Raw genomic sequence first — 22,552 nt, 5'->3', positions numbered from 1 at the left:
ATCCTCTCTTTTGGAGTGGTACTAAAAATTAGGTCAGTTCATGAGTACATTTGCTTATATTCATTATCAATAAGCTCAGATCAAAAAGTAGGGATGAGAATGAGGGTAAATTGAGTGTTCAGCCTCAAGACCTATAAACTACCGGTATGCGAGGCATCTTTACCTTTCGAAGCGGCATCCTCATCCTACTGCTAGGTGTAATTACCTATCTCTATGGCTTAGATAGTCGGTTTGCCCCTAAAAATGGGGATGAATATCCCTATATGCACATAGTTCGTATGACTGCGGATGCTGGTGCATGGCTACCACTGCAATCGGACATGGATGGGATTAAAAATACCAAACCTCCTTTAGTGTTTTGGGAGGGCATTGCTAGTACGGGATGGGGAAGTGACTGGACGCTGTTAGCACTGCGTTGGCCCAGTGTCTTGTACACCGGCTTAACGGCTCTTTTCTTATTTTTGGTGGTGGCGCGCTTTAGTGGAAAAAAACAAACTGGGCTCCTGGCTGCCCTGGTGTGGCTTTCCTTTTTTGCGACTTATCGCTATGGCCGGCCCTTTTTGACGGATCCTCCTGAAGTATTTTGGTTAAGTCTGCCATTCTTCGCCTTGCTCTATTGGGGTAGGGCTGCTTTTGAATCCAAATTACTATTTCCGCTAATAGCAGGCGCCTGCTTTGGTATGGCATTGTTGGCGAAGTCATTTGCTTATATTGTTCCAGCCACATTTGCCTTGGGATTGCTCTATTGGCGCTGGCGTGAGTGGAGCATTCCGCAAGTCTTGCTTCGGGACCTCTACAAAGTCATTCTGATTGGAGTTCTAGCTTTAGGTATTTTTGGGCTTTGGTTTTTACTTGATCCATTTCCTGAGGCGGTCTGGAAGGAATTCGTCCTTGGTGAAAATGCAGGGAAGTTTGAGGCGCGTAGTACCAACTACCTTTTAGATTTGGTACGTGGCGGCGATAGTATTTGGATGTTGGTGATAACGACCTTGGCTAATGCCGGTCTATTCATTTTCGTATTGATTTCTGCTTTAGTGCAGTGCTGGCGAGAGCGGCGTTTTATTTCTCTTGAAGAAGTCTTATTACTGTTATTGGTTGCAGCTTTTTTTATTGTATTTAGCTTGCCGAGTCAGCGCTCTGGTCGCTACCTTTTGCCGGTGATGCCAGCCTTGGCTGCTTTGATCGCTTTGTACTGGGATCGATTGCCTTTATGGGGATTTAGGATCGCCTTAGTTCTGCAGTTGATATTGCTTTCTGCTCTCACTTGGGTTGGTGGCAATCTACAGTTATCGAACTTTTTGGGTCAGCCCGGCATTTGGGACTATTCCTTCTGGCACTGGGGTCTTATGGGCACCTCAATTACGCTAGTGTTATTGGGTTTATTGAATTCAGCTCGCTGCAAGACCCTAGCATTAACTGGATGCTTTCTGTGCTATTGCGCTCTGACGAGCAGCTTGGCTCCCTTAGAGGGGGCGTTGGGCCGATATTCGCAATCTACTATCCAAGGCGTAGCAGGGCAAGATGTTTGGGTGCCATGCGACTTTCGTGCAAAAGACGAGGAGTATCGACTGTTATTGCCAGGCGCCAAGTTGCATGGCTACAGCGCAAAAGAGGCGGACCAAATCAGCTTACTGAGTAATGCTTATCCATTGGTGGCTGTGCAGTCAGCGATTGGCGTAGAGCCCGTGCTGTGCGAAGCTTGCAAGATTGTTGGTAAACGTATGGAGATGCGAGCCCGTCATTCTGACGCCCAAATTCGGGCGATGCTGATGGGTCAAATTGGGGAACATCTTTTTGTGAATGAATATTTAATTTCTACGCCCGCAACGATGGTGTTGCCCTTAGTAGATAAGGATGCTTGTCGATGAATCGTGTGATTGCTTTTTGTTTTTTATTACTTGCATCAGTATTGGGTTATCTACATATTGATAGTCGTCCAGCATGGTCACCTTTTATCGTTGATTATCAAGTCGATGTCATCACTGGTTCTGATTTGTCACAGGAATCAACGGATTCCAATAAGTCTGGGAAGGCGCTGAAGAATAGCGTGCCAGTAAAAGCCGTTCAGCCTAGCTTGCGTATGGATTGGCTACCAGACACAGGCGCTCCTTCAGTGCATGCTGCCTCTTTAATTGCGCTGAAGGATGGCGCAGTAAGAGCCTTTTGGTTTGCAGGCAGTCGAGAAGGCGCGCCCGATGTGGTGATCAACACAGCAGTATTTGATCCGCAAGCCGCCAGATGGAGTGCACCCACAATGGTGATTAATCGGGTCGGCGCAGAAAAAGGTTTATCTCGTTACATTGCTAAATTGGGTAATCCTGTTCCAGCGAGAATGGCGGATGGTCGCATGCAGCTATTTTTTGTGACCGTGTCTATTGGGGGTTGGGCAGGGAGCTCAATTTCTAGCATGATTTCTGATGATGAAGGCCTGACTTGGGGACGGCCTCAGCGTTTAATTGCTTCTCCATTGATCAATCTGAGCACCCTAGTTAAATCTCCGGCTATCGCCTTTGCTGACGGTCGCATGGGTTTGCCGGCATATCACGAGTGGATTGGTCGCTTTGGAGAGTTCCTTCGAATTGAGGCAAGCCAAGTGATTGATAAACGGCGCATGAGCTCAGGTAGGAGTGCGATTCAGCCTGCAGTGTTTATAGATAACATACAAGATGCCAGTGCATTCTTTCGTCAAACACGACCCAGCTCGCAGCCGAAGCAAATTCCGGTCAGCGAAACAAAAGATGCTGGACAGTCTTGGGTGGTAGCAAAAGATTTAGAGATCCCTAATCCAAATGCAGCTCTTGCCGCACTCACTTTAAGTAATGGGACGCGCTTAATGGTGCTCAATGATATTACTGTGGGGCGCCATCGCTTGGTAATGGTGATGGGCAATATGAACTCTACTGAATGGAAAGTCGTACAGGTCATTGAGGATGATGAGCTGCTCGCGGGCGACCAAAGACGCGAATTTTCCTACCCCTATTTAATTTCAGTGAGCGGCGAAGATGCGCATCTCACTTACACCTGGGACAGAAAAAAGATTCGCCATATTTATTTTCCGGCTAATTGGTTTAAACACGCCGCGAGTAACTTAACAGAAAAGGAGGCGCAATAATGAATCAATATCTACAACTGATTGCACTACTTGAGATGTCGATTACTTGCGCCGTAGTAATCATCATTCTCCTGCAAAAACTATTGAAAATGCCTTTTCCATTAGCAGCTCGTATAGCTGTAGTTTTATTCTTGGGTAACATATTCTTCTGGCCGCTCGGTATGTCCCTTGAGTTGCCTCTGTCTGCTTACGTTCGCGGTGTTATTGGTGAGCTCAGTATGGTGACTATGCTGATATTGTGGAGCTCCTTACTTCCTTCCGCACAAAAGACGCCGCTGGGATTTAAGTTATCAGTAGCTCTGATCGCTGTAGTGTTTTATCCCTTGGCACTCGGCTTTGGCATGTTCGATCCTTATGCATGGGGCTACAACTTTATTGGCCTCTTAATTGCAGTCATTGTCTTTGCTATCCTCTGCGGTCTTACTGGTTGGATTAAGGGCATTTGGATTCTCTCCATCGCCATCATGGCGTGGGCAGTGGGTTGGCATGAATCAGCCAATCTTTGGGATTACCTTTTAGATCCTTTCCTAGCTGCCTGGGCTTTGTACTCTATCCCCAATGCAATTCTCCTCAAACGTCGTGAGAAAGCCCAGTCAGGTTATCTCTTTAGAGCGGGGTAAAAGAGTTTGTAAATTTAGAGTTGTAGATTCGCAGATTTGGTATGTAAGTTTGATGATCAATTTTTAGGCAACAAAAAAGCCAGCAGTACGCTGGCCTTTTTGTTTGCTGCTATTCCGGAATTAATCTGGAATGTTGGCTTTACGAATGATTGGACCCCAAACGTTGATTTCTTTATCAAGGTGATCTTGAAGGCCTTTTGCAGAAATCTTCTCTGCTGGCACGATATCAATATTGGCATCTTCCAAACGCTTCTTCACATCAGGAGTATTCAATGCTGTCTTGAGGGCTGCATTGATCTTGTTGAGAACTGGCTGTGGAGTACCTTTTGGAGCGTACACACCGTGCCACACTTTGACTTCAAAACCTTTGAGGCCTTGTTCGTTCAAAGTCGGAACGTTAGGAATCGCTGGTAAACGTTTCATAGTGGTTGTACCAAATGCTTTTACACGGCCATCCTTGATGTACGGGATAGTTTGTGTAGTTTGGTCGCACAAGAGATCAACCTGACCACCCAAGAGGTCGGTCAATGCAGGGCCAGTTCCTTTATAAGGGATGTTGGTCAATCTGACACCTAGACGACTTTGAAACAATAAACCGCACAACTGAGAAACCGCACCAGGGCCGGCATTAGCCATTGTTACTTTAGAGCCGTTAGCTTTAATGTAGGCTTCGAGTTCTTTAAAGTTGTTAGCAGGCAAATCTTTTTTACCCAGCAATACCATTGGCACGTCAGCCACTTGACCGATGTACTCAAAGCTTGTCATTGGGTCATACGGGAGTTTGTCATACAAAGCTTGTGCTGTTGCCATACCCATGTGGTGGATGTAAATGGTGTAGCCATCTGGAGCAGCGCGCGCTACTTTGGTAGAGGCGATTGTTCCGCCAGCACCAGGAACGTTCTCAACTACAACCGTTTGACCTAATGATTGACCCATTGGCACTGCAATTAAGCGTGCAATCGTGTCAGTTGGACCACCAGCTGCAAATGGAACAATCAATTGAATATTCTTGGTTGGCCAATCTTTTTGGGCTGATGCCATGTTGCTAGTGAGTAAAGCGCTGACCCCTGCAATAGCAGTGATGCCAGCGAATAGTGTTTTCTTAAATTTCATCAATGTCTCCATAATTGTGATGCTTCCTTATTTTGCCACTTTTAAATATGAACGGCTTTAGGGTTTACCAGCAAGCGCTAGTGTTCTTTGGGCCAACAGAACCACGGGGCGGTCAATCATGCGACCGTCTAATTTCACTGCGCCACCCTTGGAGGATTTATCGGCTTCAATGACTTGGCGTGCCCATGCGAGCTCTTCATCTGTAGGCATAAAGGCATTCTTGACTAAGGGAACCTGTTTTGGATGGATGCAAAGCTTGCCCCCGAAACCCATTCTTTTGGCGCGCTCAGCATCATCGATAATGCGCTCAATATCGTCAGTTGAAGGAGTAACCCCATCTATTGGAGGGGCAATTTGGGCCAGGCGTGAGGCCAATACGATCTGAAAACGGGCGGTGCGCAGTTCACTTTCTTGGGGGTCGCACACCATTCCCAGATCGGCTTGTAAATCAATATTACCCAAAGCAAGGCGTAATACCTGTTCCGAGTTGGCAATTTCATTAAGACGATCAAGCCCGATGGCAGTCTCAATCATTGGAATGATTGCAGTATTTGGAAGTATCTGCGCGGCACCATTGATTTGATCGAGTGACTCGCTTTTGGGGATGAGTAGGCAAGTGGCATCTAATTCTTGTGCCAGGATCAAGTCGGCTGCATAAAACTGAGTACCAGGGGAGTTGGAGCGAATAATTAAGCGTTTTTTCTGTTCCGCGGTAAATGTAGGCCAAGCAGTCCGGATAGCAGCACGAGCAGATTCTTTATCTCCCTCGGCAACCGCATCCTCTAGATCGATGATGACACCATCGGCGCCACTCTCTAGGGCCTTAATAAAACGCTCCGGGCGCGTACCAGGTACAAATAAGAAAGAGCTACTAAAGCCGATTGGTGTGTCCAGTGGGTTCATATTAGAAGTTAAGAGTAAGAATCTAGGAGATTACGAGATCAAGAGGCCTATCTTGGGCTGCTTTCGGATATTCCACAAGCGCTCAATCGCCACAGCCATTTCAGTCGGAGTAGCGCCACCACTAAATGCAGCAAGGCGCATGGCTTTATCGGTAATTTCGGCGCGACTTAAGGTATTTCCAGGATCACCCTTAGGCTCATCAACGCGACCTGTAAGTACGTCACCATTCTGTAAATAGACTTGGACTTTACCAATCCAGCGTTGCGGATAAGCGCCGTCTACTTCGGGATCCAATGTCATGGTAACGCGATCACGGAATGCGCAGATCTCTTGATCATGAAAGTGCTGATCAAATTCTTGTAGGCCTGCAAATTGATAGTGGGCGACCAGCGCTAGTACGGTACCCATAGAAAACTTGGATTGATGCACTGTTACTGGATCAGTCACAGGGCCAAGAACATCAATCGCACCTTGGTGTACTAAGGTTTCTACCTTGGCAATATCGCTCGGCTTGAGATCATGGGCCATCATCACTTGCAAGAGTGCGTCTGCAGCAGGATGAGTATGGCGGCACGAGGCGTGATACTTAAAGCTCGTCTCGGCAAGAGTCCAGCGACTACCTAGTCCATCTATTAGCTTGCTAGGATCAGCATCGCTCGACATACCAGCAGCTAAACCTTGCTTGCCCTCGAGGATGTGCTCCGCACCAGTAAATCCCGATTGAGCCAAGTAGGCTGACATGAGTCCGGTAGCGGCGGCATGGGCAGTATGTAACTGCTTGGAGTCTGCAGCATCCCGAAGGAATTCCCACAAGCCAGCAGATTGCGTACCCGCTGAACCAAATGCATGCAACATTTGAGTGGGGTTGAGTTTGAGTAGGTGGCCTACAGCAGCTGCCGCTGCCAATGTGCCAGCAGTACCGGTGGTGTGAAAAACTTTATAGTGTGAGCGGCCTAAAAATTCTCCGACCCGAATACCGACTTCGTAGCCGGCCACAGCTGCCACCAAGAGGTCTTCACCCGAAGCGCCAATCGTCTGCGCAGTTGCTAGGGCCGCAGGGAACACCACAGTCGCAGGATGAAAAACAGAGCCATTGTGAACGTCGTCTTGCTCAGCTACGTGAGAGGCGGCTGCATTGGCTAGGGCAGCCAAGAATGGGCTCGTACTAGTACGATGAATGAGGATTTCTGCGGTACCTGGATTGGTAACACTAAAGCCCCCCATGCTTTCTGCAAATTGCGTCATGATTTCTACTGGGCGCGCACCTTTGCCGGCAATAGCCGAACCAAGCCAATCTACCAATAAATCTTCAGTACGTGCAATCACGTCATCGGGAATGTCGCCAATCTTTAATTGAGAGGCAAATGTAGCTAAGGTTTTAGATAAATGGGGAGTAGTCATGAGTGAGTGATTTATTTGGTTACGCTAATACAGCAGTTGCTTGCATCGTGAGCCATCCTTCGTGATCCTCTGCCCAAATCGAAATTGTTTTTCCGGAGGGATCTTTTTCTAGATCAGGTTGAGCGCTCACTTTAAACGGATTGATATCAAAAGTCGGACGAATAGCACGGAACTCAAAACGCTTGAGGGTGCACCCTGGAATACTTTGGCGAACAAGGTCTACTAATAAGGTGGCAATCAAAGGACCATGAACAATTAAGCCGGGATAGCCTTCAACCTCAGTAACGTATTTGCGATCGTAATGAATGCGATGACCATTGAAGGTGAGTGCCGAGTAACGAAATAACAAAACATCATCAGGCGTAATCGCCTTGGTCCATTTTGCATTTGTAGGTGCTGGCGTTGGCGCAACCGGCTTATCGTCAGGCCCGGGAGCATCTCGATACACAATATCGTGCTCTTCAATTAAAGCTAAGCCATGTTGATTAGTGATCTCATGTTTCACTAAAACAAAGATGAGGTCGCCAGTGCGACCTGCTTTATGAGTGACGGACTCAATTTTAGAAACACGTTGGATTTCATCGCCTACTGATAATGGGGCCAACCACTGGACGCGACTACCAGCCCACATGCGTCGTGGTAATGGTACTGGTGGTAAAAATCCACCACGTTTCGGGTGACCGTCGGAACCAATTTCAGATTGAAGGTCGCAGGGTAAAAAATAGAGCCAGTGCCATAACTCTGGCAGAAATGTCCCTTTACTTGGCGCTGGATCAGAGCGGTCTAGTGTTGCCGATAAGGCTTTTACAGGTGCGGCTGTAACGGTGTCGTGAAGAGTCTCAGTTTTGCCGAGCCACTCTTGGAGATGGGTGATAGTTTGAGGTTCGATTCGCATAAGTTCCATTATGCCAATTTCAGCCCTCGTTACCGCTTTACTAGAGTAATAAAGTAGTCAGTAAATAACTGAGCAGACCAGCAAGCGCGGAACCAGTCAAAACACTGATGACCCCTTTTTGAAATTGGAACAGAGCTAGCCCAGCAAATAGAGTGATCGCGATGGAGATCCAAGAAATTGATCCTCCTATTCCATGCGGAAAAAAGACGTGATAGGCAAAGAATAGGCCCAGGTTGGCAATCACACCCACCACGGCTGCAGAGATTGCGGTGAGCGGTGCCGTAAAGCTCAGCTTGCCATGGGTGGATTCAATGAGTGGGCCACCGACCAAGACTAAAAAGAAGGAGGGGAGAAAGGTAAACCAAGTGGCAACAATAGCACCCAATACGCCAAACCAAAATGGATTGGTATTGCCAATGAGATGTTGAATATGCCCTGCTAGATAGCCAACAAAGGCCACCACCATGATGAGTGGTCCAGGAGTAGTTTCACCAAGCGCTAGGCCATCCATCATTTGACCAGCACTAAGCCACTGAAATTGATCTACAGCACCTTGGTATACGTAAGGCAGTACAGCATAGGCGCCACCAAAAGTGAGGAAGGCGGCCTTAGTAAAAAACCAAGCAATTTGGGGGTAGAGCGTTTTCCAGCCAAAGATCAGAGCAAGTGCAATAAACGGAATCGACCAGAGCGCAACAAAGACTGTGCTCTGCAAAATGAGTTTTCTTGAGGAAAACTGAGCGTGATTTGGAGTAGGCGTGTGATCATCAATCACCGCGGTACCGTAATGCTTTTCGCCATCCCCGGCATGTAACGAGGTTTGCTGGAAATAGTCTGGATAACGTTTGCCACCCCAAATACCGACCAAGGCAGCGCACAAGACGATGATGGGAAAAGCCAGGTTAAGGACGAAGATTGCCAAAAATGAAATCAGCGCAATCGCGCGCAATGCCCGATTGTGAATTGTGCGTTTACCAATTCGGACAGCAGCATACAAGATGATCGCGGTCACTGCGGGTTTGATGCCAAAGAAGATGGCTGCAATCCACGGTACTTGACCAAAGGTCAAATAGACCCAAGATAGGCCAATCAAAATAAAGAGTGAGGGAAGCGCGAAGAGGACGCCTGCAATGACGCCACCCCAAGTGCGATGCATGAGCCAGCCAATATAGGTCACGAGCTGCTGGGCTTCTGGCCCAGGAAGGAGCATGCAATAGTTGAGGGCATGTAAAAAGCGCCGCTCAGAAATCCAGCGACGCTTCTCAACTAGCTCTTGATGAAGGACAGCAATTTGTCCTGCAGGTCCACCAAAACTAATAAAGCCCAGCTTGGCCCAAAACTTCAAAGCCTCGCTGAGGGGGATATTCACACTTCTTCCATTCCACCAACGACTTGGCTAAAGCCGTTGTCTACATAAATGATTTCAGCGGTAATGCCGTTGGCTAAATCTGACAACAAGAAGGCTGCAGTATTGCCAACATCATCAATCGTGACGTTACGGCGCATGGGGGCAGTTTGCTCAACAGCATCCAAAATCTTACTGAAGCCTTTGATGCCAGCGGCTGCGAGAGTTTTGATAGGGCCGGCAGAAATGCCGTTCGCGCGAATGCCTTTAGGTCCAACAGAGCCAGCGATATAACGTACTGAAGCCTCTAATGAGGCTTTAGCAAGACCCATCGTGTTGTAGTTGGGTACGTTGCGCAAGCTTCCGAGGTAAGTCAGCGTCAGCAAAGACGACTTGTCGCGCAACATCGGCAAAGCCTCTTTTGCCATCGCCGGAAAACTGTAAGCAGAGATGTCATGGGCAATCTTGAAGCCTTCGCGTGAGAGACCCTCTAAAAAGTCGCCAGCAATGGCTTCACGTGGAGCAAAGCCAATGGCATGTACGAAACCGTCAAATTGAGGCCATGACTTAGCGAGATCTTTAAATAAGGCAGAAATTTGTTCATCGCTGCCAACATCGCAGTCAAAAATCAATTCGGTCTTAAATTCTTTAGCGAAATCAACAATTCGGTCCTTAAAGCGCTCGCCGACGTAGGTAAAGGCCAATTCAGCCCCTTCGCGGTGACATGCCTTGGCGATACCATAGGCAATTGAGCGGTTAGAAAGTAGGCCGGTGATGAGAATTTTTTTGCCAGCGAGAAAGCCCATATTGTGTCCTTTGCTTCAAATGTGATTTGCTATCTACAATTGTTGCATATATGCCCATGTTCCCCGCCATCCGCCAAATCACCACTTTCCTGCTCCTAGCCATTCTGGTTGGGCTGGCAGTCAATGTGGCCCATGCTGCCCAAGGGATTGCTCAGTACGGGAAGCCCAAATATGCTGATGGATTTAGTCATTTTGACTATGTCAATCCTCAAGCGCCTAGGGGCGGGACATTGGTTCTACCTAATCCGGATCGCCGTACCAGCTTTGACAAGTTCAATCCCTTCACCTTGCGCGGTGTGGCTGCCCCTGGCGTAGCTCAGTTGATGTTTGAGTCTTTGGCAGTAGGTAGTGCTGATGAAGTCTCTAGTGCCTATGGTTTGATTGCTGAAGACATTGCAGTGGCAACAGACAAAATGTCGGTAGTGTTTCGGATTCGTCCTGAGGCGAAGTTTTCTGACGGTAGCCCTATCTTGGCGAGCGATGTTAAGCATAGCTTTGATACCTTAATGAGCTCTCTGGCAAATCCCCAATATAAGACTGTCTATGCTGATGTGAAACAGGCGGTCATCGTCTCTGATCGTGTGATCCGATTTGATTTCAAGAATCGCAATCCAGAATTGCCGGTGATGGTGGGTACCTTACCCGTATTCTCACGTAACTGGGGTAAGAAACCTGATGGCACGATCACCCCGTTTGATAAGTTGACCTTTGAGTTACCTATTGCGAGTGGCCCCTATGTGATTGAGTCTTACAAGGCAGGTAAGACCATGATCTTTAAGCGCAATCCAAACTACTGGGCTGACCAAGGTGGCAAGACGCTCAATGTCCGCGTGGGTTTTTATAACTTTGATCGCGTGAACTACAAACTTTATAGTGATGATGCTGTTCGTCTAGAGGCTTTTAAGGCAGGGGAGTTTGATGCTCTGGTGGAGTACCGTGCAAAGAATTGGGCGAAGAGTTATGTGGGTCCGAGATTTAATGATGGCACCCTAGAGAAGAAAGCATTCTTAAATCATAACGGTGCAGGCATGCAAGGTTTTGCGATGAATGTCCGTAGGCCAATTTTTCAAGATCCCCGTGTTCGACAAGCCTTGGGTTATGCGCTCGACTTTGAATGGTTAAACCGCCAGTTATTCTTTGAGCAATACAGTCGTATCAATAGTTATTTCACGAACAGCGACTTAAGTGCCAACTTTGATGGTCCTCGCAAACCTACTGAAGCAGAATTGAAATTACTAAAACCACTAAAGGCACAATATCCTCAGTGGGTACCGGATGCGGTCTTCGGTCCGATGCCTGCCGCACCGTCCACTGCGTCACCGGATAGTCTGCGCCAGAATCTGCGTAAAGCACGCGACTTATTGACTCAGGCTGGTTGGCAATATCGTGATGGCGCCTTACGCAATATGCAGGGAGAGCCCTTCCGCTTTGAGATGGTGGAAGATGGCCCATTTTTCTTGAGAGTGATTTCATCTTATGTCCGCAACTTGGAGAAGCTGGGCATTCAGGTGGATATTCGGACGAGTGATTTCGCTCTACATCAGAAGCGTATGGATGAATACGATTTTGATATGACCACCATTCGTTTCCCAGACTCACAAAGCCCCGGTAATGAGCTTTGGGATCGCTTTGGTAGTCAAGCTGCCAAAGAAAAGGGTTCTGATAATGTGATTGGGGTTCAATCCCCGGTAGTCGACGCTTTGGTCGATGCGATTGTGAAAGCCCAAACCCGCGAAGAGCTTCGCGCTGCCACTAGAGCTTTAGATCGGGTTTTGTGGAATAGCTATTACGTGATTCCGCAGTGGTACAACCCGACCCACCGAATCGCGTATCGTAAGGAGATGCGCTATCCAGAGCCTCCTTTGTATTACACCGCTGAATCATGGATTCTGCTCAATTGGTGGAAAGAAGGAGCGCGCTAATGCAAGGGCAAATGTGGTCTTATATCCTCAAGCGCGTGCTCTTGATGATCCCTACCTTGCTAGGTGTTCTGACGCTCACGTTTGCCGTAGTGCAATTTGTACCAGGTGGACCAGTTGAGCAGTTGATGTTGGAATTAAAAGGTAAAGGTGATGCTGCAGTTAGTGGCGCTGAGTCTTCCGGTGGTGGCAGTAACTATCGAGGGCGCCAGGGTGTTGATGCTGAGCGCCTAGCTGAAGTCAAAGTTTTATATGGTTTTGATAAGCCACCAATAGAGCGTTACTTCATGATGCTCAAGCGCTTTGCACAATTTGACTTAGGTCAGAGTTACTACCAGCACCAAAGTGTTTGGCAGCTAGTCGTTTCTAAACTACCAGTCTCGATCAGTATTGGCCTGTGGACCTTCTTCATTACCTACTTAGTATCGATACCCTTAGGGATTGCTAAAGCAGTCCGAGATGGCTCGCGCTTTGATGCCATTACCAGCACGATGATTTTGATCGGCTATGCGATTCCAGGATTTGTACTGGGTGTGCTCTTGCTCGTCATCTTTGGTGGCGGCAGTTTCTTGCAAATCTTTCCACTGCGTGGACTTACCTCAGATAATTGGGCTGATCTGAGCATGATGGGTAAGGTGATGGACTACCTATGGCATTTAGTCCTGCCGATTACTGCTTCAGTTTTAGGAAGCTTTGCTGTGATTACGATGTTGACGAAGAACTCATTCTTGGAAGAGATTCGTAAGCAATATGTTTTGACAGCAAGAGCAAAAGGGCTGACTGAGAAACAGGTTCTTTGGAAGCACGTATTCCGAAACGCATTACTGCCTTTGGTGACGGGTTTCCCGGCAGCATTTATTGGCGCCTTCTTTACTGGCTCACTCTTGATAGAAACACTGTTCTCTTTGGATGGACTAGGCTTACTCTCATATGAATCCGTGATGCGCCGCGACTATCCGGTAGTGTTTGGTACGCTCTATCTCTTTACCTTGATTGGCTTATTCACCAAGCTCATTTCTGACCTGTGCTACGTCTATATTGATCCCCGTATTCAGTTTGGTGCGGGAGGTGGATCATGAGTCGGTGGCACCGCTTTAAAAATAGCCGTGTGGGTTATGCCAGCCTTTGGATCTTTATGATCCTTTTTGGCCTTTCCCTATGCGCCGAACTGATTGCCAATGACAAGCCCTTGATCGTGCGTTATGAAGGCAAGTTTTATTTCCCGATTATTAAGTCTCAACCAGAACGGGTCTTTGGTGGCGACTTTGCGACGCCAACCGATTTTTTAGATCCCGATATTCGCCACAACATTACTAGCAATGGCAATTGGGCCATCTATCCACCGATTCCATACAGCTATGAAACGCTCAATTACTTTTCAAAGGTACCTAACCCTGCACCACCATCGCTTGATAATTGGTTGGGGACCGATGATCGCGGGCGCGATGTGTTGTCGCGCTTAATCTATGGTTTTCGTTTATCAATATTGTTTGGCTTGGCCTTAACCATTGTGGGTGTGAGTGTGGGCATCATCACCGGCTCTTTAATGGGTTTCTTTGGTGGGAAGTTCGATCTGATCTCCCAGCGCTTAATTGAGATTTGGTCGGCGATGCCAGAGCTCTACTTGCTCATTATTTTTGCGTCCATCTTTAATCCCAGTATTTGGCTATTAATCATTTTGCTCGCTGCTTTCGGGTGGATGGGCTTATCTGACTATGTACGGGCAGAGTTTTTCCGCAATCGCGCTCTGGAGTATGTGCGCGCTGCTAGGGCATTGGGATTGACTAACTTGCAAATCATGCGCCGTCATATTCTGCCCAATAGTTTGACGCCAGTGATTACTTTCCTCCCTTTCAGAATGAGTGCTGCGATTTTGTCGCTCACGAGTTTGGATTTTTTAGGTCTTGGCGTTCCTCCTGGAACTCCAAGCCTTGGTGAGCTGCTTTCTCAAGGTAAGAGTAATTTAGATGCATGGTGGATTTCACTATCTACTTTTGTAGTGCTCGTTGCTACATTGTTATTACTGACCTTTATGGGCGAAGCCTTGCGTGATGCATTTGATTCTCGTAAGTCAGGCAATGCGAGTGGAGGTCGCTCATGAGCCCATCGAATAACCCTAATCAATTAGCCAGTCCATTGCTGAGGTATGAAGACTTCTCGATTTCATTTGGCTTGGGGCGACGTGAGAAGTTTGCTGTGAACCATTTGGATTTAGAGATTCACGCAGGTGAACGTCTTGCCCTAGTCGGGGAATCTGGTTCTGGTAAGACGCTGACTGCCCTTGCTCCGTTAAGACTTGAGCCAGAGGGCGCTAAAACTTCGGGCCGAATTCTATGGAGTGGTAGCAAGCAAGCTAGCGCGAGTCCTGTCGATTTGCTATCACTACCGTTGCGGGATATTCGAAAGATTCGTGGTCGTGAGATTGCCATGGTGTTTCAAGAGCCAATGACGGCGCTCAATCCTTTATTCACTATAGGCAATCAAATTGTTGAGGCGGTACAGGTATATCAACCCCTGATCTCCAAAGCAGACTGCATGTCTGCGGCAATTGATTTGCTAAAAAAGACAGGGATCCCTGAGCCAGACAAACGCTTCCACTCATATCCGCATCAATTGTCGGGCGGTCAACGTCAGCGCGCCATGATTGCAATGGCCTTGGCTTGCAAGCCAAGACTCTTGATTGCCGATGAACCGACTACAGCTTTAGATGTGAGCTTGCGCCTGCAGATCTTGGATTTGCTCAAAGAGTTGCAAGAAGAATCCAAAGATGAGGGTGGCATGGCCATTTTGCTCATCACGCATGATCTCAATTTGGTGAAGTATTTTGCTCATCGGGTTGCTGTGCTCAACCAAGGCAAGCTCATCGAAGTGGGCCTCACTACACAAGTGTTCAAGCATCCAATAGATCCGTATACAAAAGCCCTAGTGAATAGCGAGCCGGTCCGTGCTCTAGCGCCAGTCATGCCATTGGCGCCGGTCCTATTGAAGACTGAAAATTTATCGGTCTCCTATCCGGGGACGGATTCAGTAGGCTGGTTTAAAAAATCACCAAGACATCAGGTGCTTCGTAAAGTTGGTTTTGAGCTGAAACAAGGTCAGACGATTGGCGTCATTGGTGAATCTGGATCCGGCAAAACCACTTTAGGTATGGCGGTCTTAGGTTTGCTAGGTGATTCTGCTGCGCAAATTACTGGCGAGGTAGATGTGCTCGGCTCTGATTGGCAACAGCTGAAGCCAGTAGAGCGCCGAGCGATGCGTTCGGGCTTGCAGGTCATTTTTCAGGATCCATTCGGCTCGCTTTCTCCGCGGATGAATGTGATGCAAATTGTTGCAGAAGGCCTAGATGTCCATTTTCCCAAGTTGTCGGCAACAGAGCGAGAATCTCGCGTTTTAGATATTTTGCGAGAGGTTGGAATGGATCGCTCGGCGCTCCTGCGTTATCCCCATGAATTTTCTGGCGGTCAGCGGCAACGAATTGCCATTGCTCGCGCTCTCATTCTGAAACCGCAGATTTTGGTCTTGGATGAACCGACTTCGGCATTAGACGTCTCGATTCAAAAACAAGTACTTGCCTTGCTGACCGAGCTTCAGAAAAAATACAACTTGGCCTACCTCATGATTAGTCACGATTTGGCGGTGATTCGGGCAATGTCACACGAGATCATGGTTCTTAAAGAGGGTCGAGTGGTTGAGTTTGGGGATACCGAGACTATGATTCAGCATCCTCGTCAGAGTTATACCAAAGCACTTTTTACAGCCGCTGAACTGACTTAGGGTCTGGCAAAAAAGGATCCTGCAAGGCCCTAAATTGGTGTATTCATGGCCAATAATGATAAATTTTCTATTGAAAACAATAGCTTAGAAAAATATCTCTTATTTGGTTAAATGGGGCTTCTTTGATAGAATGATCGAATGTCCTTTCAAAAAGACCGACTGCCAGTGCTAGTCAAGCAGATGCCCATGGCGTTGTTGCTAGTAATCTTGCTCGCCACTCATCCGGCAATTGCGGCTGATTCTGCGGCTGATGCCGCAAAAGAGTCCTCCCTTGAGATTGCCAAAGACGCTCCTAAAGAAACCATGTTTCAGGTGGGCAAGTCTTACTTTGCCCGAGTATCTGATCGCTTGGCTGATTCCGTTACAGTCAAATCAGACGAGTTGATTAATCGAGCCATGGAAGTGATTGGTGTGCGTTATCGCTGGGATGCTGAGTTGCCACAATCGGGTTTAGACGGCAGCAGTTTTGTTGGCTACGTTTTTAAAGATAAGTTAGGATTTTTATTGCCGCGTAAGTCGACTCAAATGAGTCGTGTAGGCAAGCCAATTACTCGCGATGAATTACAGCCTGGTGATCTAGTGTTCTTCAACACCATGCGCCTCACTTTTTCCCATGTCGGCATTTACGTTGGCGACAACAAATTTATTCACTCTCCCTCAAAAGGTACCAGCGTACGTGTAGATGATCTGGGTAGTCTCTATTGGGACAAGCGTTTTGATGGTGCACGCCGTTTAGACGGTAGCGACAACCTAGGGGACTCGGAGCGTAAAGAGTTGTTGAACGAAGTGAATAAGCTCAAGCGTAAATCACGCAACCTTTAAGTTCTGGGCCAGCTATGGTCCCAACCCCAACCCCAGCTCTAGCGCCAGCCTTAGCCTCTAAGTTTTTCCTTAATCAAACCCATCTGCTCTTGCGCGGCCACCTCGCCAGCCAAGATTGCAGCATTTCTGGATCTGAAATCACCGCTACTCATTTGCTTCAGTAGAGGTGTGATCACAACGTCAGCACTTTTGAGTTCATATTGATTGATGCTCCGCTGCATGATGGAGATGGTCTGCTGCATCACGCCGAAAGTACCGCTGGCGTCTTGATGAACAGGCTCCGAAGAAATGTTGACTGCAATCACGAGAGTTGCACCCATTTGTTTAGCGTAACTTACTGGGACGGGTGCGACTAGGCCGCCATCCACATACTCTTTACCGCTAATAATGGCCGGCTGGAAAATGCCGGGGACACTACAAGAGGCACGCACTGCTAGGCCCGTATTACCAGATCTAAATAGAACGCCTTTGCCAGACTGTAAGTCGGTAGCCACAATACCTAAGGGAATGCGCATTTGCTCGATAGACTTATTTTGGACTTCGCGGTTCACCATATTTTGAAGGGCATCCCCTTTAATGAGTCCACCAAATCTCCCAGCAAAGGGCAAGCCCCAATCGGCAATAGTGGCTTCATCCAAATTGAGGGCAAGTCGGTTGAGCTCATTACCGGTGGCGCCAGAGGCCAGTAATGCAGCAATGATGCTCCCCGCACTGCTACCCACCACGATGTCGGGCCTGATACCTTGAGCCTCAAGCGCCTTAATCACGCCAATATGGGCAAACCCGCGAGCTGCTCCCGCCCCGAGAACTAGGCCGACAATCGGTTTTCGACTGCTCATTAAGCTGCACCCAGTCAGGCTTGAGCCTCCAATCAGGGCACCTAAACCCAGCCCTAAGCCTAAAAAACGGCGTCTTGAATCAGTCTCAAAGGATAAAGGTGGGATTAGGGCTGTAATTTCGTGCATATAGCTATTGTATTGAGCCTCCCCTATAATGGCGGAAGGTGAGCGAAAATGATTTCGTTACAGTGCGGGCAGCTCTTTCAGTAGGATTTTCGGAGATGTATTGCCCGTTTAGCTAAAGAGCGCCACCAGAAAACCACCAACCCATTACTGAACTACATTTTTATAGCCTCATCAGGCCCAGACCTGATAGCCCGAATTTTATGGATGATCACAATAAACGCGTAATTGAAACAGCCCTCTTGTGCGCGCAAGAACCACTCACCGTTGCTGATCTCACGCGCTTATTTGTCGAAGACATGGCCGCTGGTGAGATTGATGACATCCTTTTAGAGTTGCAAAAGGCTTGGGACGATAGCGGTATGGAGTTAGTGCACATTGCTACTGGCTGGCGTTTTCAGAGTCGCTTAGCGATGCGCGAATATCTTGATCGTCTGACTCCAGAAAAGCCACCCAAGTATTCTCGTGCGGTGATGGAGACCTTGGCAATTATTGCCTACCGTCAACCTGTCACGCGTGGCGAAATCGAAGAGATTCGTGGTGTTGCAGTCAGCAGCAACGTAATGAAGCAATTGGAAGATCGCGGTTGGGTTGAGGTGATTGGTCACAAAGAGACTATTGGTCGACCAGGCTTATATGCAACAACAAAACAGTTTTTAGATGATTTGAGCCTCACTAATTTACAAAGCTTGCCGATGCTAGAAGATGCTGCGCCGATGGCTGCTGCTGAGCAGTTAGGTCAAGCAGTAATGGAATTTGATGCAAGTGCTACGGTTGAGATAGTGATTGAGTTAGATGAGAGCGGTCAGCCTATTATTCAAGCAGAAAGCGTGGACATCGCTGAAGTGATTGCTGAAGAAGCAACAGAAGAAACAATAGAAGAAACAACAGAAGAAACAACAGAAGAAGTTACCCCAGAGTCTGAAGCAAAATCAGACGAACCAAAATAATTATTAATGACAAGCCCCAACGAAAACGATTCATCCCCGATTAAACCGACATCGGATAATTCATCTCATAGTGAGTCCACGCCTTCCGCTGTAGATGGTGCGAAGACTGAAGGACGCGAGGGTGGGCCACGTCGTCCACGCCGTCAAGGTTCAGGTGCCGGTAAACACCCCTCAAATAAGAAGCGACCCTTCAATAAGGATCGGCCTCGTCGTGAGGGGGGTGAATCTCACGCTCCGCGTGAAGGTGGAAATAATCACGCTGTCAAAATCGCCCCCAATCCAGCAGAGAGTGAAGCTCTATTTGCATCAGTAGTTTCCGGGGAGTTTGATGCCGCATTAGATGCGCCCGAAGCGCTTGAAACAAAAAATCCGGATGGCTTAAATGAGAATGAAATTTCTCATCAGACTGGTGCTGAACGTCGTGCGCAACGTGTGCGTCACGATGAGGATGCGGATGTTCCTAGTGAAGATGAGATGAGCAGTTTGCAATTCGCAAACATTGATGATTTGCCACTCAGTTTGCGTGATGAAGTGTGGTCTGACCTCGATGGTCTAGACGATGATGCTGACGATGAAGATACTGTGAAGCTGCACAAGGTATTGGCAGATGTTGGTATGGGTTCACGACGCGATATGGAGGATTTGATTATCCAGGGTCGTGTTTCGGTAAATGGCTTGCCAGCACATATTGGTCAGCGCATTGGTCCAACCGATCAAGTACGCATCAATGGCAAACCGGTGCATCGCAAGATCCAGACTAAGCCACCACGCGTCATCATGTATCACAAGCCTTCAGGTGAAATCGTTAGTCAGTCCGACCCAGAAGGTCGTCCAACCGTATTTGATCGCTTGCCAAAGCCGCGTCAAGGCCGTTGGATTGCAGTAGGGCGCCTGGACTTTAATACTGAAGGTCTTTTGTTATTCACCACTTCAGGTGAATTGGCTAATCGTTTAATGCATCCTCGTTACGGAGTCGAGCGTGAATACGCTGTCCGTATTTTGGGTGATCTGAGTCAAGAAAACACAGCACTATTAAAGAGTGGCATCACGCTCGATGACGGCCAAGCTAAATTCTTACGTCTTTCCATGGGTGGCGGGGAAGGTGCAAACCGTTGGTATCACGTTGCCTTGACTGAAGGCCGCAACCGTGAGGTGCGCCGCATGTTTGAAGCAGTCGGGCATGTCGTTTCTCGCTTGATTCGTACGCGTTACGGCATTTTCTTACTTCCTCCACGCTTAAGACGAGGAAAGTGGGAGGAGATTGAGGCTGGCGGTATCTATAACCTGATGAAGTTTGTAGGCTTAAAAATGCCTCAGCCGCAAGACAAGGGTCGCAATCCGAATGCACAGAGCCGCGATCGCCGCTCTCCTGCTAGCGAAGACTTTCAACCAGATCCAATGCAAACCTCAGTGTCTTATTGGGGTTCGCGTGATGCATTGACCTTAGCCAGTGGTCACAATGGGCTAACCCATCAAAGCCGGGGCGATAAGCCTGCTGGCGGTCGCGGTGGCTCAGGCGAAGGACGCGGTCCCTTCCGAGGTCGCACTAATGCCGGCCGACCAGGTCAAGGAGCTGGGCAGGGCGGTCAAGGTGGTGGCCAGGGCGGGGCTCAGGGCCAGAATCGCAACAAAGGCAAGAAAGTGCACCATGGCCAGTCCGCTTTTGTGAGTGCTAGCCCTCAAAACCCTGGAAATGGCCCTAAACGGGGCGCACCAAAAGGGCGCAAACCCTTTAATAAGGGACCTAGAAAGCCTCGAGATCCGGGCGAAAGCTTCTGATTTTGATCGGTTTTCCTCCAAATCGGCTATAATTTTGGTCTTATAGCAGTTTCTGCTGTTTTGGGTAGTTACCGACTGATGTTGCGATCAACGTAAGTCGGCCTGTTCTGAATTTCGAGAATATGGGCTTTGAAGCCCATTTTTTTTTGCCGTTTTGCATTGAAGGGTTGTTTTGAAAGATCAGCGGATTATTTCTGCAGAGGTAGAAAACTTAGGGTACACGCTAGTGGAAATCGAGCGTGAAGCCGGAGGTTTGCTGCGTGTCACGATCGAAAACCCCGATTACGAACGTTTGATTACTGTTTTAGATTGCGAAAAAGTGAGTCATCAACTGAGCTACACATTGCCAGTAGAGAACATTCCTTTTGAGCGTTTAGAGATTTCCTCTCCTGGACTGGATCGCCCAGTGAAATCCGCAGCGGATTTTGAGCGGTTTTCTGGGATGGAAGTAGATATGAAGTTGCGTGTTGCCGTTGGCAATCGTAAGAATTTTCGTGGTGTGTTGCAAGGTTTGCTGACTGGTGAATTAGATTCGCCTGACGCGAAATTTGGTTTGTTGTTCGAAGGCACTGATGGTGCTGAGTCTCAATTGGAGTTTTCTTTAGCCGAGGTCGATAAGACTCGGCTGGTCCCTGTTATTGATTTCAAAGGAAGAAAGTCATGAGCCGAGAAGTTCTCATGTTGGCAGACGCCTTAGCGCGTGAAAAGAACGTAGATCAAGCAATTGTGTTTGAGGCGCTAGAAATGGCGTTGGCATCAGCCACTAAAAAGCGTTACCCGACAGAAGATGTAGATATTCGAGTATCGATTGATCGCGAGTCTGGTGAATACGAAACCTTCCGTCGCTGGTTGGTTGTTCCTGATGAAGCTGGACTTCAAGAGCCAGATAAAGAGATCTTGCATTTTGAGGCACTTGAGCAATTCCCCGACATGGAAGTTGGTGAATACATCGAAGAGCAAATCGAATCTTTAGCCTTTGGCCGTATTGGTGCGCAGGCTGCCAAGCAAGTGATCTTGCAACGCATCCGCGATGCTGAGCGTGAGCAGATTTTGAACGATTACCTCGAGCGTGGCGAAAAAGTCATGACCGGTACCGTCAAGCGCGCTGACAAGAACGGTTTAATTATTGAGTCTGGCCGCGTTGAAGCATTGCTGCGTCGCGATCAGATGATTCCAAAAGAGAACTTGCGTTCTGGCGACCGCGTACGCGCTTACATCCTCAAAGTGGATCGTGAAGCTCGTGGACCACAGATTGAACTCTCACGCACCTGCCCAGATTTCTTGATCAAGTTGTTTGAGAATGAAGTCCCAGAAATGGAGCAGGGCTTGTTAGAGATTAAGGGTGCAGCTCGCGACCCTGGTATCCGCGCCAAGATTGCGGTGATTACTTATGACAAGCGTATTGATCCAATCGGCACCTGTGTTGGCGTTCGTGGCACACGCGTTACTGCGGTACGTAACGAAGTGGCCGGCGAAGCAGTGGATATCGTATTGTGGTCTGAAGACCCAGCGCAGTTTGTGATTGGTGCTTTAGCTCCAGCTCAAGTATCTTCAATTGTGGTTGATGAAGAGCGTCACGCAATGGATGTGGTGGTTGATGAAGAGAACTTAGCAATTGCTATTGGCCGTAGCGGACAAAACGTGCGCTTGGCAAGTGACTTGACTGGTTGGCAAATCAACATCATGACTCCTGAAGAGTCTGCTGAGAAAACTGAAAAAGAAGCTGCTTCAGTGCGTCAGTTGTTCATGGATAAATTGGACGTTGACCAAGAAGTAGCTGACATCTTGATTGAAGAAGGTTTCAACACATTGGAAGAGGTTGCTTATGTACCCCTTTCTGAAATGTTGGAAATCGATTCATTCGATGAAGACACAGTAAATGAATTGCGTACTCGCGCACGTGACTCTCTCTTGACCATGGAATTGGCTAAAGAAGAGCGCGTTGGCGAAGTCTCACAAGATTTACGTTCCCTAGAGGGAATGACCACTGAATTGATTGCTAAGCTTGCTGACAATCAAGTTCATACCCGTGACGACTTAGCTGAACTGGCTGTTGATGAGCTAGTTGAGGCGACACAAATTGACGAAGAAACCGCGAAAACGCTCATCATGAAAGCGCGCGAACATTGGTTTACTTCATGAGAGGAAGTA

General features: G+C 48.0%; 19 protein-coding genes. 12 read left to right on the top strand and 7 right to left on the bottom strand.

Features of this window, described 5'->3' with window-relative positions; all coding sequences use genetic code 11:
- The first annotated feature begins 146 nt into the window (after positions 1-146).
- From DN92_RS02135 to DN92_RS02125, 3 genes are read left to right on the top strand one after another with little or no spacing between them, the layout of a single operon-like run.
- Positions 147-1,868, top strand: a complete 1,722-nt coding sequence (locus DN92_RS02135; RefSeq protein WP_173959699.1) for an ArnT family glycosyltransferase — start codon at positions 147-149, stop codon at positions 1,866-1,868.
- Complete coding sequence (locus tag DN92_RS02130) at positions 1,865-3,112, top strand: sialidase family protein (protein ID WP_173961230.1); 1,248 nt, start codon at positions 1,865-1,867, stop codon at positions 3,110-3,112. Before DN92_RS02135 ends, DN92_RS02130 begins: the two co-directional genes overlap by 4 nt.
- The gene (locus tag DN92_RS02125; RefSeq protein WP_173959698.1) at positions 3,112-3,732 is read left to right on the top strand and encodes a hypothetical protein; all 621 of its coding nucleotides are present in this window, start codon (positions 3,112-3,114) and stop codon (positions 3,730-3,732) included. The genes DN92_RS02130 and DN92_RS02125 overlap by 1 nt, the downstream gene beginning before the upstream one ends.
- A 120-nt stretch (positions 3,733-3,852) precedes the next feature.
- On the opposite strand, the gene DN92_RS02120 is transcribed toward DN92_RS02125, so the two are convergent.
- From DN92_RS02120 to fabI, 6 genes are read right to left on the bottom strand one after another with little or no spacing between them, the layout of a single operon-like run.
- The gene (locus DN92_RS02120) at positions 3,853-4,845 is read right to left on the bottom strand and encodes a Bug family tripartite tricarboxylate transporter substrate binding protein (protein ID WP_173959697.1); all 993 of its coding nucleotides are present in this window, start codon (positions 4,843-4,845) and stop codon (positions 3,853-3,855) included.
- Positions 4,846-4,902: 57 nt separating this feature from the next.
- A complete protein-coding gene (locus DN92_RS02115; protein ID WP_173959696.1) occupies positions 4,903-5,748 on the bottom strand; it encodes an HpcH/HpaI aldolase/citrate lyase family protein in 846 nt (281 codons plus the stop codon).
- A gap of 30 nt (positions 5,749-5,778) precedes the next feature.
- Positions 5,779-7,149, bottom strand: coding sequence for an MmgE/PrpD family protein (locus DN92_RS02110; protein ID WP_173959695.1), 1,371 nt, complete (start codon positions 7,147-7,149; stop codon positions 5,779-5,781).
- A 19-nt stretch (positions 7,150-7,168) separates the two neighbouring features.
- A complete protein-coding gene (locus DN92_RS02105) occupies positions 7,169-8,053 on the bottom strand; it encodes an HTD2 family dehydratase (protein ID WP_173959694.1) in 885 nt (294 codons plus the stop codon).
- A 31-nt stretch (positions 8,054-8,084) separates the two neighbouring features.
- Positions 8,085-9,413: a chromate efflux transporter gene (gene chrA / locus DN92_RS02100; RefSeq protein ID WP_173959693.1), complete on the bottom strand. Its 1,329-nt coding sequence runs from the start codon at positions 9,411-9,413 to the stop codon at positions 8,085-8,087.
- The gene (gene fabI / locus DN92_RS02095) at positions 9,410-10,195 is read right to left on the bottom strand and encodes an enoyl-ACP reductase FabI (protein WP_173959692.1); all 786 of its coding nucleotides are present in this window, start codon (positions 10,193-10,195) and stop codon (positions 9,410-9,412) included. Before fabI ends, chrA begins: the two co-directional genes overlap by 4 nt.
- Positions 10,196-10,245: 50 nt before the next feature.
- Here fabI and DN92_RS02090 point away from each other — a divergent pair, with 50 nt between their 5' ends.
- The 5 genes from DN92_RS02090 (at position 10,246) to DN92_RS02070 (ending at position 16,710) form a co-directional block, all read left to right on the top strand.
- Positions 10,246-12,117 (top strand): extracellular solute-binding protein, encoded by a 1,872-nt coding sequence (locus DN92_RS02090; protein WP_173959691.1) that lies wholly within the window; start codon positions 10,246-10,248, stop codon positions 12,115-12,117.
- Between the two features lie 11 nt (positions 12,118-12,128).
- Positions 12,129-13,193 carry a microcin C ABC transporter permease YejB gene (locus DN92_RS02085; RefSeq protein WP_173961229.1) on the top strand — a complete coding sequence of 355 codons (1,065 nt, stop codon included), beginning with the start codon at positions 12,129-12,131 and terminating at the stop codon, positions 13,191-13,193.
- The gene (locus DN92_RS02080) at positions 13,190-14,215 is read left to right on the top strand and encodes an ABC transporter permease (RefSeq protein ID WP_173959690.1); all 1,026 of its coding nucleotides are present in this window, start codon (positions 13,190-13,192) and stop codon (positions 14,213-14,215) included. Before DN92_RS02085 ends, DN92_RS02080 begins: the two co-directional genes overlap by 4 nt.
- A complete protein-coding gene (locus DN92_RS02075; protein WP_173959689.1) occupies positions 14,212-15,888 on the top strand; it encodes an ABC transporter ATP-binding protein in 1,677 nt (558 codons plus the stop codon). Before DN92_RS02080 ends, DN92_RS02075 begins: the two co-directional genes overlap by 4 nt.
- A gap of 138 nt (positions 15,889-16,026) precedes the next feature.
- On the top strand, positions 16,027-16,710 hold the full coding sequence (locus tag DN92_RS02070) for a C40 family peptidase (protein WP_173959688.1): 684 nt from the start codon (positions 16,027-16,029) through the stop codon (positions 16,708-16,710).
- Between the two features lie 50 nt (positions 16,711-16,760).
- Here the strand turns inward: DN92_RS02070 and DN92_RS02065 are convergent, their stop codons facing one another.
- Positions 16,761-17,675 carry a patatin-like phospholipase family protein gene (locus tag DN92_RS02065; RefSeq protein WP_173959687.1) on the bottom strand — a complete coding sequence of 305 codons (915 nt, stop codon included), beginning with the start codon at positions 17,673-17,675 and terminating at the stop codon, positions 16,761-16,763.
- A gap of 200 nt (positions 17,676-17,875) precedes the next feature.
- Between DN92_RS02065 and scpB the strand changes: the two genes are divergently transcribed.
- The 4 genes from scpB to nusA all read left to right on the top strand — a co-directional run bounded on the left by scpB (position 17,876) and on the right by nusA (position 22,543).
- On the top strand, positions 17,876-18,622 hold the full coding sequence (gene scpB / locus DN92_RS02060; protein ID WP_173959686.1) for an SMC-Scp complex subunit ScpB: 747 nt from the start codon (positions 17,876-17,878) through the stop codon (positions 18,620-18,622).
- A 6-nt stretch (positions 18,623-18,628) separates the two neighbouring features.
- Positions 18,629-20,401 carry a pseudouridine synthase gene (locus DN92_RS02055; protein WP_173959685.1) on the top strand — a complete coding sequence of 591 codons (1,773 nt, stop codon included), beginning with the start codon at positions 18,629-18,631 and terminating at the stop codon, positions 20,399-20,401.
- Positions 20,402-20,573: 172 nt separating this feature from the next.
- Positions 20,574-21,065 (top strand): ribosome maturation factor RimP, encoded by a 492-nt coding sequence (rimP, locus tag DN92_RS02050; RefSeq protein WP_173959684.1) that lies wholly within the window; start codon positions 20,574-20,576, stop codon positions 21,063-21,065.
- Positions 21,062-22,543 (top strand): transcription termination factor NusA, encoded by a 1,482-nt coding sequence (gene nusA / locus DN92_RS02045; RefSeq protein WP_173959683.1) that lies wholly within the window; start codon positions 21,062-21,064, stop codon positions 22,541-22,543. The genes rimP and nusA overlap by 4 nt, the downstream gene beginning before the upstream one ends.
- The last annotated feature ends 9 nt before the right edge of the window (positions 22,544-22,552 follow it).

The sequence above is a fragment of the Polynucleobacter arcticus genome, assembly GCF_013307205.1.
GTDB lineage: Bacteria > Pseudomonadota > Gammaproteobacteria > Burkholderiales > Burkholderiaceae > Polynucleobacter > Polynucleobacter arcticus.
This window is presented reverse-complemented; position numbering and strand designations above follow the sequence as displayed.